Consider the following 14,814-nt stretch of genomic DNA (forward strand, 5'->3'; position numbering starts at 1 on the left):
ACCCTGACATTGGTGTCAGAGTCAAGCGTCCTATTGGAGATGATTTATGCAGTTGGCGATTGGAGAGGTGGCGAAGCAGTCAGGCGTCAGCGTTCGGGCAATCCGTCATTATGATCGGCACGGTTTACTGACTTCAAAACGTGCCTGTAATGGTTATCGTTATTTTCCACCTCAGGCCGTAACACAGGTGCGGCAGATCCAACGGCTCATTAATATCGGTTTTAGCATTGCCGAAATCTGCTCCTTTCCCGATTGTATGCTGACGGTCGAAGGCGCGGCTTTCTGCCCAGAGACCCAGGCATTGCAGTACAAGCGGTTGGAGGACATCGAGCGCCAGATTAGCGAGTTGGAATCACGGCGGGTGCGATTGATGGCCACTCTGGCTGAGGGCATCGCGAAGTAGTTCCTTAGCGTTCGTTTTGATATGCGTTTTAAACCTTCATAACTCAAAAATGATGAGTTCAATTTTGCACTGATACAGTGCTTATCGACCAGGGAAGAGAGTGATGTTTCATCTGATTTTCAGCATACCGAGTTGGTATGTGATCGCACGTTTCGTTTTTCCATTAGCCATGCCATTAGTGTTAAAGATCATCTTATCTTTGGTGGTGTTACTGGCTTCACAATACTTGTTGATCAGCCGATTTACGCCGGGTGGCATCTTTTCCCCTGAAATGCCACGCGCGGTGATTATCCTGTTTAACTGGGCATTCGGAACGGTTTTGCTCCTCGCCTTTACCCAGTTCCTGATTGACGTTGTGACAGTGATTTCACTGTTGATCCGACACCCGCTGGTGATTACGCCCGGCGTGCGCTATCTGGCTGCGCTTTTTGCCATGGGGTTGTCCACCGTGGGCGTGCACCAGGCCATTCGTGTACCGCCGGTGAAAGAGGTGACGATTTACATCGACAACCTGCCGAAGGAGTTTGAAGGATATCAATTGCTTCAGCTCACTGATTTGCACATCACCAAACTCTTTAACGCCGCATGGACCACCGCCATGGTGAAAAAGGCGATGACGCTGGATGCTGACCTGATTCTGGTGACGGGCGATGTCATTGATGGCACCCTGGAAAATCGCAGAAATGACGTAGCGCCACAGAGGGGTTTGCATGCGCCAGACGGTGTTTATGCCATCACCGGTAATCATGAATATTTCTTTGAGCAGCAGCGCTGGACCGAACACCTCGCGACGTTGGGGCTACAGCCGTTGCTCAATAGCCACACAATCATTAAGCGCGGAGACGCAGAGCTAGTGATTGCCGGTCTGCCCGATGTCTCAGCTTCCCGCAGAGAGGCTATTGGCCCCGATCTCGAGCAGGCGCTGGCAGGTGTTCCCGCTAATGCCCCGGTGATATTGATGGATCATCAGCCGCGGAATGCGCATCAGAACGCCACGCATAAAGTCGATTTGCAGCTCTCCGGTCATACGCACGGCGGACTGATCGTCGGATTTGATCGGTTGTTTGTGAAACCCAACGCGGGCTTTGTTTCAGGGCTTTATGATGTGGATGGCATGCAACTCTATGTCAATAACGGCACCGCGCTCTGGCCGGGAATGGCGATACGATTGGGACGGCCTTCAGAACTCACGCGAATTACGCTGCAGCGAAAAGAGTAATGGAGAAGGGATTAGCGGGCTATTCGATACAGAACGAATAGCCAGCATCATGAGGAACATGAAGCGCCATAAGTCTGATGTACAGGATTTATGGCTCTACTGGACGAGTCATGTTATCGATATGGCCAATAATCTGCGCTGTCACCACAAGCATTTTCAAAATGCTTATTTGGTGCCGCAGAGGGGGGTAGGCTTATAGCGGGTATTCAGTACCGAAACATCAACCGTTCTTGCTGCTCTATCCAGGTCATATGCCGCCTGAATGCGAAGCCACATTGCTGGTGTACTACCAATGACCGCCGACAATTTAATGGCCATCTCAGGTGTAATTGCTGTCACTCCAGAAACCATTCGTGATACTGTAGAAGGGGCAATCGCCAAAGCACGTGCCAGCTCACGCACTCCAATATCGAGGTCTTCCATGATATCGGAAATGATTTCACCCGCGTGGGGGGGATTATGCATAGTCATCAGTGATAATCCTCATAATTAAGAATGTAAGCGTCACCATCTTTAAATTCAAAAGTAATACGCCAATTCCCCGTCACCGTGATTGACCAGATACCTTTTCTGTCACCTTTGAGAGGATGCAACCTGTAGCCGCTGAGGTTCATATCCTCAATTTTCTCCGCCAGATCAATCACTCGAAGTCGTGTACGTAAACGTTTCTCATGAGCAGCGTTGATTTTTCGTGTCGAGCCGGTAGTGAAAAACTCTTCAAGCCCCTTATGTAGCCAGGTTTTAATCATCCTTGTATCTCACTGTTGCTTGATGTGGAACATCATAGCACATGTTCCACAGCATGCAACACCCCGCACAAAGGTTGTCGCTTCTACTTACCTATACGCGGCTAGCCAACCCAAAGCGGCTTTGCACCGCAGCATCGATATCCCCTTCCGCTAACTGCTGCTTTTCCACGCCATGCGCTGTGACCGTTTTCAACATATCGCCCAGCAGGATCAGCCGTCCCTCGGGGCGATGCTGCACGATAAGCAGTTTCTGCACAAAGATCGCATCAGGATGCGTAGAATTGAGGTAATTCGCCGGGGCAAAATCGATCCACTCCTGAGGTGACAAATCAAAGCCGTATTGATTGCACCACTCCCCCTCCACCTTCGCCTGCAACAGATACTCGCCATGCGCATCACGAGTGAGTTTGAAGGTGTCAAAATCCTGCTTAATGTCGCTATCAAGCTCATCTAACGCAACCGGTGCACGAATGCCGTAGCTGCCAAAGCCGAGATCGCACAACCACTCACGTCCATCAACTTCAGCCACCAGCGCCATATGGGTTTTCGGACGGCGCACCGGATAGAACATCGGTCTTGCTGCCACAAAACGATAACCGATGCCCAACGCTTCCAGCGCCATGGCGAACAGCCCGTTGACTTCATAGCAGTAGCCGCCTCGCCCCTGGTACAGAATTTTTTCGCAAATGTCTTCGGGCACCAGCGAGACGATTTTCCCTGCCTGCACATCGAGATTCTCAAAAGGCACAGAGAACAGTTGATGGCGCATGATGGCATGCAGCGTGTCGGAATGAGCAGTCGCAGGGCCGTTGTAATTGATACGGCGGAAATAGCGGGAAAGATCGAAATTATCGCAATGCATAGTGCCTCCTTGTCTGGTTCATGTTCGACACTATAGATGGCACCCGACATCGTCTGTATAGTCAGATTCATCAAAAATCAGACTGTACAGATCGACATGTCCGCCCTGCGATTATCGTCCCCGCATTACCGCCGCATTGCTGAAAGTCTGCGACACACCCTTGCCTCCGGTGCGCTGCGACCCGGCGATCGCATGATCTCCGCACGCAGACTGGCTGATCGTGAGCAGGTTAGCCTGCCAACGGCGCTGGAAGCGCTGCGTTGTCTGGAAGCAGATGGCTTGATTGTTGCGCGTCCACGCTCGGGTTACTTCGTCTGCCAGAGAGACATCTCACAGGAGATGCTGCCTGTGCGTGCTCTGTCGGGGCCCGTGCCCGTGACCTTAGCAGCTGTCGCGCGTTCATTGTTCAGCAGTGCGGAAACCCGTTTGATACCGCTCGGCGCAGCGCTGCCCGATCCCCACTGGCTGCCGACGGATACACTGCAGCGAGCGCTGCAATCGGCAAGCCGTCGTCTGGATGCCCATGGACAAAGTTACAGCCTGCCACCGGGCAGGGCCGATCTGCGCAATAAGATCGCCGCACGCGCGGCACAGTGGGGAGCATGCTTTGGCGCCGATGACCTGGTGATCACCGCTGGCGCGACCCAGGCGCTTCGTCTGGCACTGCGTGCCGTGTGCCAGCCTGGCGATGCCGTTGCCATTGAGCAGCCAGCCTACTTCGGCACGCTCCTGCTGCTGGAGGATTTGGGCTTGAAGGCATTGCAAATCCCTACCGATCTGAAAGAAGGCTTGTTGCTGGCACCGCTCGCTGACGCCATTAAGCAGCATCGGCCCGCTGCCGTGCTGGCTTCTCCTACCGTGCAAAACCCGCTTGGCGCCAGTATGTCAGTCGCGCGCAAGCAGGAACTGGTCGCATTGCTTGAACAGGCGGGCATCCCGTTAATTGAGGACGATGTGTATGGCGATCTGGCCGGCGAGGGACAGCGGCCACCTGCCTGCAAGGCCTTTGATCAGAGCGGCAATGTGATTTATTGCAGTTCATTGTCCAAAACCCTCGCGCCCGGCTGGCGAATCGGCTGGATAGCCGCCGGGCGCTACCACACCCAGGTATTACAGGCGCGCATGGCAGGCGACTGGGCGGGCGCGCCATTACTCGAAGCCGCCACCAGCGACGTCCTGGCCAGTGGGGACTACGATCGGCATCTGCGGCGCTTGAAAGTGCGGGTTGCGGATGGCGTGCGCGCCGTCATCGCACAAGTTGAAGCGAGCTTCCCGAAGGGTACGCGCGTCACTGCGCCAGAAGCGGGCTTTTTACTGTGGGTTGAACTCCCACCAGCGGTTGATGCGCTGGAAGTGCATCGTCGCGCGCTGGCGCTGGGCATCGGGGTGAGCCCTGGACCGTTATTTTCACCTGCGGCAGAGTTAGAGAACTTTTTGCGTTTGAATTGTGCGAATGAACCAACGACTCAGTTGCTCAATGCCGTGGACCAGATTGGCACGATTTGTCACGAGCTCACGACTTCATCGCGCCCAGCGGGGTTCGAGATAATTGATGGCTCAGAATGTTGAGCCATCGGTAGAGTTCAAATTAAACCAGCGTCCCCTTCACACCATGCGGTTCAGAACGCAGATACTGTGACGGGGCTTTGACCTGCGCATTCAGCGCGGCAGCAGCCTGCCATGGCCAGTGTGGGTTATAAAGGACTGCTCGAGCCAACGCGACCAGATCGGCGTCACCCTGCTCCACCACCGATTCAGCCTGTTGCGGATCGGTAATCAAGCCCACGCCGATAACCGGAATCTTCACTTGCTGGCGGATATCGCGTGCGAACGGCAACTGATATCCCGGCCCCACAGTGATGGTTTGCTGTGGTGATAGTCCACCGCTCGACACATGCACATAATCACAGCCCTGCGCTTCCAGCTTCTGGCTAAACACAATGGATTGCTCAACATCCCAGCCCCCCTTTACCCAATCGCTGGCAGAGAGACGCACACCAACCGGAATCGAAGCAGGCACGGCAGCACGTACCGCCGCAAAGACCTCGAGTGGGTAACGTAAACGATTCTCCAGCGAACCACCGTATTGGTCCTGACGTTGATTGCTCAGCGGTGACAGGAACTGATGCAGCAGGTAACCGTGTGCAGCATGGATCTCAATCAGCTCAATACCCAGACGCACCGCACGCTTCGCGCTATTTACAAATGCCTGTTTGATGCGTGTCAGCCCCGCTTCATCCAGTGCCGTTGGAGCGGCATCCTGCTCTGCAAAGCCCAGCGCTGAAGGAGCAACGGTTTGCCAGCCACCTTCACTCTCCAGCAGTTGATGCCCTCCCTGCCATGGCGCACGGCATGAGGCTTTACGCCCTGCGTGGCTCAGTTGGATTCCCAGAGGGATGGGTGACCAGGCGCGAATGTCAGAAAGCACACTGTGTAATGCGGCTTCTGTCTTGTCATCCCACAGCCCTAAATCTCCCGGTGAGATACGACCTATCACTTCTACGGCGGTGGCTTCCAGAATCAGCAATCCTGCACCAGACAGCGCCAGTGAGCCTAAATGGATGCGGTGCCAGCTGCTGGCGCATCCCGCATCGGCGGAGTATTGACACATCGGGGCAATCACAATGCGGTTCTCCAGCTCAAGCTCTCCGATATTTACGGCACTAAATAGTTGACTCATCTCGATTCCTTATCGTTGGTAGAGCAGCGATTCGCTGATTACTCAAGGTTATACCGTTTAACTCATTTTGTTGGTAAACAATGCCGTTAGCGTAAACAATGTATAGATCCGCATGTTAACGGCAGTCTTAATAATGGAAAATCCATTGACGACGAAAACATTCAAAGGAAACAAACAAAACCTGCCCGTCCGCTATTGCAAACAGTGTCACAAACCCATGACCTGTCGAAAAAAATGGGAGAATTGCTGGGAGGAGGTGCAGTACTGCTCGGAGCGCTGCAGCCGTGCGGCGAAAAGCCACACGGACAGCAGCGAGTGATAGCTGGATTTCAGGCGCTACGCTGTTGGCGCAGTTTCATTAGGACTCTCGCCAAAATGTTCACGCATATGGGCTTCAATCTCCTCCAGCGATTTACCGCGAGTTTCCGGCAACATCACCGCGACAAACACCAACGAGGCCACGTTGATGGCGGCAAAAATGAAGAAGGCATTATTCCCCACCAGCGACAGCAATGGCGGGAAAGCCAGGGCGACGAGGGCGTTACATACCCACTGAAAAGCCACGGCTGAACCCGTTAATACTCCGCGAACTTTCATCGGGAACAATTCAGACATCAGCAGCCAGTACACGGGCGAGATACACATCTGCATAAAGAACAGAAACACCAGGATGCAAGCTAACGCCAGCAGGCTCTGCGTCAAGCTGTGCGGCAACAGCACCAGCACAGCGCCCAGCGCCAGCTGCATGGCGATCACCACCGATAGCCCAGTCATCAGCATAGGACGGCGACCGAAATGGCTGATGGCTTTGATACCGGCAAAAGTTGCCAGCACCGACACCACACCGTTGCCAATCGTGGCGGCGATCGACGCACTGGTTCCCAGACCGGTGCTTTTGAGAATGATAGGCGTGTAATACATAAAGGCGTTCACACCGGTGAATTGTGCAACGATCCCCATGCCGCAGCCCAAGAGCAGCAGTCGCACTATCCATTTTTCTTTCAGCAGTTCTCGAGCGGGTGGCCCCTGGCGGGCTTCGCGCGCGTTCTGCCGCATCTCCGCCATCTCTTTTTTAATTTCGCGCGGGTTCTCTCGCAATTTACGCAGGATACGCAGCGCCTCATTGACGCGCCCTTCGGCCACCATCCAATGCGGTGAAGCCGGGACAAAGAAGGTGCCAATAAACAGCAAAATGCCGGGAATCATCGCCAGCGAAAGCATATAACGCCACATACTCCGGTCATGCAGCAGCAGGCTCATAGCCGCACTGACGATGTAAGCCAGTAACTGACCGGACACAATCATCAACTCGTTACGACTGACCAGAGGCGCACGACGTTTCGGACCCGCAATCTCAGCGATAAACACCGGAACCGTTGAGGATCCTCCCCCCACCGCAAATCCGAGGATAAAGCGCATCACCACCATGATTTCAAGATTAGGGGCGATGGTCGTGCCCAATGCACCCGCCACAAACACCACCGCAAGGCTGCGCAGCGTAATTCTGCGGCCAAAGCGGTCAGAGACATAGCCGCTAACGAAGGCTCCGATGGCTGAACCGAACGTGAGCGCGGAAGTGACCAGCCCTTCGGTAAAAGGCGTAAGATTCAGCCCACCCTGCGAGATCGGCAGAGTCATATAGGGCAGCGCACCCGAAATGATGCCGGTGTCGTAGCCGAACGCCAGAGCGCCCATAGTTGCAACTAACACCACAAAAAACAGACGTTGCTTAACAGTGAAATTCAGAGGTCCGCCGTCATCAGACGGTGGCTGGGAAGGGTTTTGCATTTAAGCTTCCATGGGTTGCAAAAACACGGCCACAGGCCGTGTAAAGAAAGGTATGAGTATAGTCAAGATTTGAAAAATGAGATCTAAATCACGGTAATTCATTAAGCCGGTGTCTTTTTGGCGACAGGTTCACCGTCTGATTTCAAATCCTCATAGAAGCGTGACCATTGACGGCATACACATCACACGAAAAGCGATGTTTGCGCGACAAAGGAACTGCGAAGGTGATAAGGGCACAGACTTAGAATAGGCGCAGCAAACCTCAGGGGTTAATCCATTGGAAGGATGTCAGAATACCCGATGAGGTGTAAATCAAACGTGCCCTGCGGTTGTCATTTCGCTGTAACTGAAACCAGTCGAGTGACTCCGCCTGAAAAACCAGCACACCAAAATGGCGCTGACCGTCTTCCCCGCCCTCCTCATCTTGAGTATGGCGAACAGGTTCGCGCTGAGACAGCAATGCATCTCCGGGCGGCCCGCCGGTATAACTCCTGCGCGTCCAGACTGATAGCCCTAGCCAGGTTTGCTCGGCGAGAGCGCTTGCTGGTTCATATTGTTTAAAATGCCCCTGCAAACGTAACTGCAAGCGCGTTTGTGAGCAAAAACTCAGTACCGTTGCGGCGGGGTTAATGGCTAATTCCTGCCATTTTGCACTGCGGATATCGGTGTGAAACTCAAGCAGCCGCTTTAAATTGTCTGTTCGCCTTAACACCATCATGCGAGCCTGCGGTTTCAGTTCACTATTGATGGTGCAGACATTCAGATAGCGAAACCCAGCATGGGGATCGTTTGCTGCAGCGTTGAGTTCCTGCCAGGCCATGGCATCAATATTTTCAGGTTCTGCTGTCAAAAGTCACACCCTCTCATGTAAAGAATGACGTTAAGTATAGGGACTCGTGCGCTTTCATTGAGGTATTGCGGGAATAGCTTTAAAAGGGGGGAAACACTGAAGACGCTGAACCCTCCGCACACAAGGTACGAAGGGTTCAGACAGCAGATTATGCCAGGGCCTTTCTCCGTGGAGAATTCAGCCGAATCAGAATCGGTAATTCGCCGAGATGGATACGTTACGCGGTTCGCCGTACACGGTGTTTCTGCCGACATCAATGTTGTAGGTTTTGTCGAACAAGTTGTTCAGGTTAGCCTGCACAGAGAGCTGTTTGGTGACCTGATAGCGACCGAACAGATCCACCAGCGCATAGCTGCCTTGTTCTGCATACAGCGTTGAAGTCCCGCCAGGACCTGCCACGTTATCCCAGGTGTGCGTCTGCCAGTTCACGCCGCCACCCACGGTCAGATCCTGCAGCATCGGCAGACGATAGCTGGTGAACAATTTCAGTGAGGTACGAGGCTGCGTTGGGTTCAGCGCGGCATTATCGCCATCTTTCGCCACGTAACGTGTTGCACCAAAGGTCATTTGCAGGTTGTCGGTCACTGCGCCGTTGATCTCAAATTCAACGCCTTTGCTCACCGTACCGTTCTGCTCGTAATAGGCGTAATCGGTGCTGCCCGAAACCAGCGCATAATCCGTCGCGCCCAGGTGATCCTGTTCGATGCGGAACACCGCCAGCGACGCGGTGACACGGCTGTTCATCCAGTCACCCTTGATCCCGGTTTCATAGCTTTTACCGGTGACAGGTGTGAGATAAGCACCCTGCGCGTTACGATAAGTCTGCGGTTTGAAAATCGAGGTGTAGCTAGCGTACGCGGAATAGGTGTCGTTGATGTCATACACCAGGCCCGCATACGGCGTGATGTTGTTCTTCTCCGTATTCTGCGTCAGCGTTTTGGCGTTGTATTGCGTGTAACGGGCGCCAAGGATCAGATGCAGTGGATCGGCCAGTGAAATGCGCGTGGCTAAATACGCGGATTTCTGACGGATCACATTATCCTGAGACAGTGCCTGATCGTCCCAATCCGGTTCTGGATAGTTGCCCCAGTCGTTAAAGTCGCCCACGTCTGCCGAGGTAAAGCTGGTGGAAGCGCTGACGTAGCGGTCGTGCTGACGAATATAAGTGACACCCGCCATTAATTCATGCTGACGACCAAAGAGCTCATACGGCCCCGTGACATAAGCGTCTGCGGTATCTTCTTTGCGTTTCGCGGTGTTATAGCCGGTGCCGCCTAACAAATCATAGCCTTCATAAGGGCCAATACCGATACCAGTTGATTTATCAAAGTAACCATCGATATACAGCAGCTTACTGTCCATGGTCGCTTCAGTGTGCGAGCCGCTCAGGTTGAGCTCCCAGCCGTTCTTAAATGTCTGCTTCAGGCTGGCGAACACCTTTTTGGAATCACTGTTGTTATAGGCCCAATCTGGCGCGATGTTGGTGCTGCGGGAGTAATTGGTTTTGCTGCCGTCGAGGTAGAACGTCGGTAAGCCACCCCAAGTCGCACCTTGTATGTTGGTTTCCTGGTAATCGTAACCCAGTGTCAGTGTTGTGGAATCGGTGAGATCGGCCGCGACGGTGCCATACAGAAATTTCTTCTGTGTATGGTAGTGATCCAGCCAGCTGTCGCCATCCTGATAGCCCGCCACCACGCGACCCCGCACGTTTCCTGATTCGGTCAACGGACCCGAAAGATCGGCAACGTAGCGTTGGGTGTCCCAGCTGCCATAGCTGGCTGAGAGATTACCCTGAAACGTTTTACTGTCTGCCTGCTTGTGTACCATATTGACTGAGGCCGCCGGGCTACCCGCCCCGGTCATCAGGCCTGTCGCGCCGCGCACCACTTCAACGCGGTCATACACCGCGGTATCTGAGAGGGTGTCACCCAGATTCCAGGCACTATCAACCAGTGCTGGCACACCATCGATTTGGTAGTTATCGATCATGAACCCGCGAGAGTAGAAGTTGCTGCGGTTGGCACCTGAGTTGAACTGGCTGACGCCCGTGGTGTTGGTTAAAACGTCAGTTAACGTCTCCAGCTTCTGATCCTGCATACGCTGTTTGCTGATGACAGAAATCGATTGCGGCGTGTCGCGCGCGGTCAGCGCTAATTTCGTCGCTGCACGCGTAACAGGGACGTTGTAGTCCGTTTCCTGGCTGTTGTTACTGCTTCCGGCAGCCGCGGTGACTTCCAGCGTTTGCTCCTGAGTGTTGGTTTCAGCAGCGGAAACGTTCGGGCTGTGAAGTGCGGTGGCGATAACCAATGCCAGCAGTGAGAGTACAGGCAACGTTTGGATGCCACTGACGTTATTATTCGCCTTTATTAACCTGGCCTGGCGTGAAGAACGAGACATTATCATCCTTTGAAATTTGTTATTAATGAGATGACTGGTGGGTGTTCAGATGCGCAAACGCCCAACTCCGTCAGGATTTGAGACAGAATTCCCTGTAAAACCTATTTTCAGATCCGACTACAGCAGGAAGCGCTTTCGCGTGAAAGAGACGCACAGCAACAGATTCCCCACCCGCCTCAAGAAGGCGAATGAGAATTATAATTATTATGATTCACTGAGCAAGTTATTTACGGTAATGACGAAAAATAAACAGAACTTACACTAAACTTATTACTTCAGGTGATAATCCCTTACGGACATAGTAAAAATAAATCGGCCTTAGCGTTGAAACTTATTCAATTTCTTTGCTGTCTCAAATGTTGAAATATCGTAGCAACCTTCCAACAGACAGTTATTTAGGGTGACTCGATGAAATAATTAATAACGCATTTATTTTCGCTTTCGCATTAATCTATATTCCCGCATGTTAAATGGACAATACAGGCCGGAAGGCGTTTATTTGACTTAATCACACTAATGATTCATTCCCTAATTCAATCCAGGTTCCCAACGACAGTCTCATGATTGTTAAATAACCGCAAAACTGACCCAATTAAACCCTCTCGAAGTGAAATCATAACGATATGTTATGTAACAACATAAAACATGGATTGATGACCTCGGGGTTTAGAGGCAGGAACCTACACTGACCTGAAATAGTTTTTTCAGTTTCTGCGCACGATGCTTATTGCAGGGAAAGCAACGCAGCCCATCCTCAGTGCTGTTGTAGCAATCCACAATCTCTTGGTGACTGCTCCTCGTCCTTTGGCCGGGGAGCAGTCAACCACTGTGACATTGACTAACCCCGAACTGGCAGCGGCGGATATCGGAACACGTCTGATTGGTATTGATTATGATACTATTAGCGACTATGAAGGCGGGTTCATCTTGCTATGATTGTGTGGGCGGGATAACTTAACGATGAAGTTAAGGTTAGTGAACAGGCTGATAACCTACATTAAGATGATTGGCTAACTTGACGAGCCGTTTATCGAGCGTCCAGAGCGTTGCTCCGGGGGTAATGAGAGCAGATGCAAGCAAGGTGATATCCACCAGGCCACACCCGTGTCCGTACAGCATTTTATTTTCAATAAATGCCATCACCTCACTCATGCTGGCTTGGTGGCATTGCGGTAACAGATTCAGGTCACGGAGTGTGCGCACGCGGGGCGCTGGCGGAGTGCCGCAGGCAAGTTCTCCAATCACCATTGGATGAATCAATACCAGGTCCCCGCTCAGTAACCGCACTAACTCTTCATTTCTGTTTTTGAAATGATCTACCCAGACAGATGTATCAACCAGAATGGACATTATGCAGACGGTTCCTCGCGACGGCGGGGAATGCTTTCCATTTCAGGCGCGGCGCCACCCAATGAAGCAAGGCGCTTTGCCGCTTGTACCCGAACAAAGGTTTTCATCGCTTCACGGAAAATATCAGCCTTGTCCATATCTGGATCAGCCATATCCAGAGCCTGAGCATACAGCACATCATCAATCGTCACTGTAGTACGCATCTTGCCACCTCATATGATTCACAAACTGATGTCATCATGCATCAAAATATGAATCAGGTCAATTTCTCACCGCGATGATGACTCTGGTAAAAAGCGAGCAACATCGACGGCAATGATGTTCGTAGCTAAGCGCATACATTTCACTAAATTTCACCCTTCATTGTCCTGGTTGAAATCTTGCGAAGACGATCAGGACATCAATCGCGCTGCTATCGGAGATGTGAGATTCCATTGCGGCACGATTAATTCCATGCATGACAGGCTTGCCAGACACGCTAAACCGCTGGCAGACTTGTGCCAGCGTATAAAAGCGCTTGTCCAGAAAACGCAGCCCGGTTAACTCAGTTGATAAAACGCCCCAATCTCAGCTTCACTCAGCGCAAGTTTCTGCACCGAGCCGGTCTCCGATGAGCGCACCGCGGCTTCAAGCACCGCCATGACTGCAATCGCCTGAGCGGGAGAAACAGGATTGGCCTGCTTGCCCGCCAGCGCATCACGCACCTGAATGTAGTACTGACGCTGGTCGCCTTTGGGCGTTTTAACTGACGTGACTTGCAGATTGCTGTCGAAAACCATCAAATCATCCTGATCTTCGCCCCAGGTCGCAGAGCCCGGCACGATTCCCGCAAGGAGCTGTGCTTCCTGCTGGTCGGCTTTGGGTTTAACAATACTGCCTTTATCCCCGTGAACGGTAAACCGTGACACGCCACCCGCGGCGAGCATGCTGGCATGCAGGATCACTTTATGCTCCGGGTAGCTCAGTGTAACGTGCGCCCAGTCATTGCTTTTGCCGCCATGACGCAGGACGGCGATGTCACCAGCAATGGTTTCAGGCAGCCCAAACAGTTGCAGAGCCTGATCGATCACATGAGGGCCAATGTCGAACCATAAACCGCTGCCAGGAATATCCTGCTCTCTCCAGCGATCGCGCACCTCTGGACGGAAGCGATCGATGTGAGACTCGAAATGTTTAACCTGACCAATCGCGCCAGAATCGATGACCTTCTTGACCCCCAGGTAGTCGGTATCCCAGCGGCGATTTTGAAATACTGAAAGCAGTAATTTCTTCTCGCTGGCCAGTGCCGCCAGTTCTCTGGCCTCTTGCAGGTCCAGCGTGAAAGGTTTATCCACCACCACATGCTTGCCGGCGTTCAGCGCCATTTTAGCCAAAGGGGCATGAGTCGCATTGGGCGAGGCGATGACCACCAAATCAATATCTGTATGCTGGATGGCCGCTTCCGGAGAATCGAGAACAATGACCTCAGGCAGGTCTTTTTTGACCTTCTCCTCACTGCCGGACGAAACAATATGAAGCTTCAAACCGGAAACGGATTGAATTAAAGGGGCATGAAATGTTTTGCCGACAAATCCGTAACCGATCAGCGCAACTTTAATTTCTTTCTCAATACTCATCTCTGTCTCCTTGCCATTAAGATTGTGTGATGCTGACCTGCGTTGAACCGCTAACGTCAAACTCGTTCCAGGGCGCGTCAAGGAAGAGTTGATGAATATCGGTTAGCGGTGCGACCAAATAGGGCTCACAGCGGTTGAGCTTCATATGATCGGCCACCACCCAGTGTTCGCTGCTGGCTGCCAGCATGGCACGCTTCACTTCAGCATCACCCTCCTGGCTGGCACTCAGTCCAAAGCGGGCATGCAGCGCACAGGCACCCAGAATGGCGATGTCTGCACGATACTTCTCGAGCAGAGATAGCGTGGCGCTGCCGGAAAACAGCCGTTGCTGCTTGTCCCATTTGCCGCCCAAAAGAATGAGTTCGACTTCGGGTTTGTCGCTGAGGTGATGGGCGATATCCAGGGATGTGGTGATGACCGTTGCTGGGCCTTTTAGCAGCGTGGCGACAGCCAGCACTGTGCTGCCCGCATCCAGAAACAGCGTGGCACCTGCCGGTATTTTTTCCGCCACTCGCCTGCCAAGTTCGATTTTGACGTCGGGAATAAGAGCACTGCGCTGGTGGCGATTCATTGCTGACAGATCCAGTGCCACGGCTCCCCCATGGTTTTTTTGCGCCAGTCCTTGTTTTTCCAGATCGGCCAAATCGCGACGCACGGTGTCCGCAGAAACCTGCAGCTGATCTACCAGCTGCCCAATTCCCACCTGCCCTTGCTCAAGAAGCAGTTCCATCAATAATTTTTGTCTGGCTGTTTTATGCATGCCAACCTCAAAGCCGCAAAATATTGCAATATGCAGCAGAATACAGCAAAAATAAAACGAATAATATTGTTTTGATAGAGTGTGAAAAGACGTCTCAACAATGTCCGCTGCCTATTCAGTTAAGCAGTTAAGCAGTTAAG

General features: G+C 52.6%; 15 protein-coding genes. 4 read left to right on the forward strand and 11 right to left on the reverse strand.

Annotated features, from left to right (window positions below; translation table 11 throughout):
• The first annotated feature begins 46 nt into the window (after window positions 1-46).
• Together VI01_RS09720 and VI01_RS09725 are read left to right on the forward strand one after the other, a co-directional pair.
• The gene (locus VI01_RS09720; protein WP_045814973.1) at window positions 47-403 is read left to right on the forward strand and encodes a MerR family transcriptional regulator; all 357 of its coding nucleotides are present in this window, start codon (window positions 47-49) and stop codon (window positions 401-403) included.
• 103 nt (window positions 404-506) lie between these two features.
• The gene (locus VI01_RS09725; protein ID WP_045814974.1) at window positions 507-1,622 is read left to right on the forward strand and encodes a metallophosphoesterase; all 1,116 of its coding nucleotides are present in this window, start codon (window positions 507-509) and stop codon (window positions 1,620-1,622) included.
• 165 nt (window positions 1,623-1,787) lie between these two features.
• Here the strand turns inward: VI01_RS09725 and VI01_RS09730 are convergent, their stop codons facing one another.
• The 3 genes from VI01_RS09730 to VI01_RS09740 all read right to left on the reverse strand — a co-directional run bounded on the left by VI01_RS09730 (window position 1,788) and on the right by VI01_RS09740 (window position 3,233).
• Window positions 1,788-2,093, reverse strand: coding sequence for a HigA family addiction module antitoxin (locus VI01_RS09730; protein WP_045814975.1), 306 nt, complete (start codon window positions 2,091-2,093; stop codon window positions 1,788-1,790).
• Window positions 2,093-2,371: a type II toxin-antitoxin system RelE/ParE family toxin gene (locus VI01_RS09735; RefSeq protein ID WP_045814976.1), complete on the reverse strand. Its 279-nt coding sequence runs from the start codon at window positions 2,369-2,371 to the stop codon at window positions 2,093-2,095. Before VI01_RS09735 ends, VI01_RS09730 begins: the two co-directional genes overlap by 1 nt.
• A 91-nt stretch (window positions 2,372-2,462) precedes the next feature.
• Window positions 2,463-3,233 carry an arylamine N-acetyltransferase gene (locus VI01_RS09740; protein ID WP_045814977.1) on the reverse strand — a complete coding sequence of 257 codons (771 nt, stop codon included), beginning with the start codon at window positions 3,231-3,233 and terminating at the stop codon, window positions 2,463-2,465.
• Window positions 3,234-3,269: 36 nt separating this feature from the next.
• Between VI01_RS09740 and VI01_RS09745 the strand changes: the two genes are divergently transcribed.
• Window positions 3,270-4,802: a PLP-dependent aminotransferase family protein gene (locus VI01_RS09745; RefSeq protein WP_045814978.1), complete on the forward strand. Its 1,533-nt coding sequence runs from the start codon at window positions 3,270-3,272 to the stop codon at window positions 4,800-4,802.
• 19 nt (window positions 4,803-4,821) lie between these two features.
• On the opposite strand, the gene VI01_RS09750 is transcribed toward VI01_RS09745, so the two are convergent.
• Window positions 4,822-5,913: an NADH:flavin oxidoreductase/NADH oxidase gene (locus tag VI01_RS09750; protein ID WP_045814979.1), complete on the reverse strand. Its 1,092-nt coding sequence runs from the start codon at window positions 5,911-5,913 to the stop codon at window positions 4,822-4,824.
• Window positions 5,914-6,046: 133 nt separating this feature from the next.
• Between VI01_RS09750 and VI01_RS25830 the strand changes: the two genes are divergently transcribed.
• Window positions 6,047-6,232: a DUF2256 domain-containing protein gene (locus tag VI01_RS25830; RefSeq protein ID WP_075564094.1), complete on the forward strand. Its 186-nt coding sequence runs from the start codon at window positions 6,047-6,049 to the stop codon at window positions 6,230-6,232.
• A gap of 17 nt (window positions 6,233-6,249) precedes the next feature.
• Here the strand turns inward: VI01_RS25830 and VI01_RS09755 are convergent, their stop codons facing one another.
• The 7 genes from VI01_RS09755 to VI01_RS09795 all read right to left on the reverse strand — a co-directional run bounded on the left by VI01_RS09755 (window position 6,250) and on the right by VI01_RS09795 (window position 14,674).
• Entirely contained in the window at window positions 6,250-7,701 is a 1,452-nt protein-coding gene (locus tag VI01_RS09755; protein WP_045814980.1) for a sugar porter family MFS transporter, read from the reverse strand.
• 262 nt (window positions 7,702-7,963) lie between these two features.
• Complete coding sequence (locus VI01_RS09760; RefSeq protein ID WP_231638489.1) at window positions 7,964-8,551, reverse strand: pyridoxamine 5'-phosphate oxidase family protein; 588 nt, start codon at window positions 8,549-8,551, stop codon at window positions 7,964-7,966.
• Between the two features lie 186 nt (window positions 8,552-8,737).
• Window positions 8,738-10,948 carry a ferric-rhodotorulic acid/ferric-coprogen receptor FhuE gene (gene fhuE, locus VI01_RS09765; protein WP_052696992.1) on the reverse strand — a complete coding sequence of 737 codons (2,211 nt, stop codon included), beginning with the start codon at window positions 10,946-10,948 and terminating at the stop codon, window positions 8,738-8,740.
• Window positions 10,949-11,920: 972 nt separating this feature from the next.
• Window positions 11,921-12,298, reverse strand: coding sequence for a type II toxin-antitoxin system VapC family toxin (locus VI01_RS09775; protein ID WP_045814982.1), 378 nt, complete (start codon window positions 12,296-12,298; stop codon window positions 11,921-11,923).
• Window positions 12,298-12,501 carry a type II toxin-antitoxin system VapB family antitoxin gene (locus VI01_RS09780; protein WP_034830833.1) on the reverse strand — a complete coding sequence of 68 codons (204 nt, stop codon included), beginning with the start codon at window positions 12,499-12,501 and terminating at the stop codon, window positions 12,298-12,300. The genes VI01_RS09775 and VI01_RS09780 overlap by 1 nt, the downstream gene beginning before the upstream one ends.
• A gap of 336 nt (window positions 12,502-12,837) precedes the next feature.
• Complete coding sequence (locus tag VI01_RS09790) at window positions 12,838-13,914, reverse strand: oxidoreductase (RefSeq protein ID WP_045814984.1); 1,077 nt, start codon at window positions 13,912-13,914, stop codon at window positions 12,838-12,840.
• A gap of 16 nt (window positions 13,915-13,930) precedes the next feature.
• Window positions 13,931-14,674 (reverse strand): DeoR/GlpR family DNA-binding transcription regulator, encoded by a 744-nt coding sequence (locus tag VI01_RS09795; protein ID WP_045814985.1) that lies wholly within the window; start codon window positions 14,672-14,674, stop codon window positions 13,931-13,933.
• Window positions 14,675-14,814: the final 140 nt, after the last annotated feature.

Origin of the sequence: Pantoea sp. SM3 (assembly GCF_000963995.1) — a bacterium.
Taxonomy (GTDB): Bacteria; Pseudomonadota; Gammaproteobacteria; order Enterobacterales; family Enterobacteriaceae; genus Pantoea; species Pantoea rwandensis_B.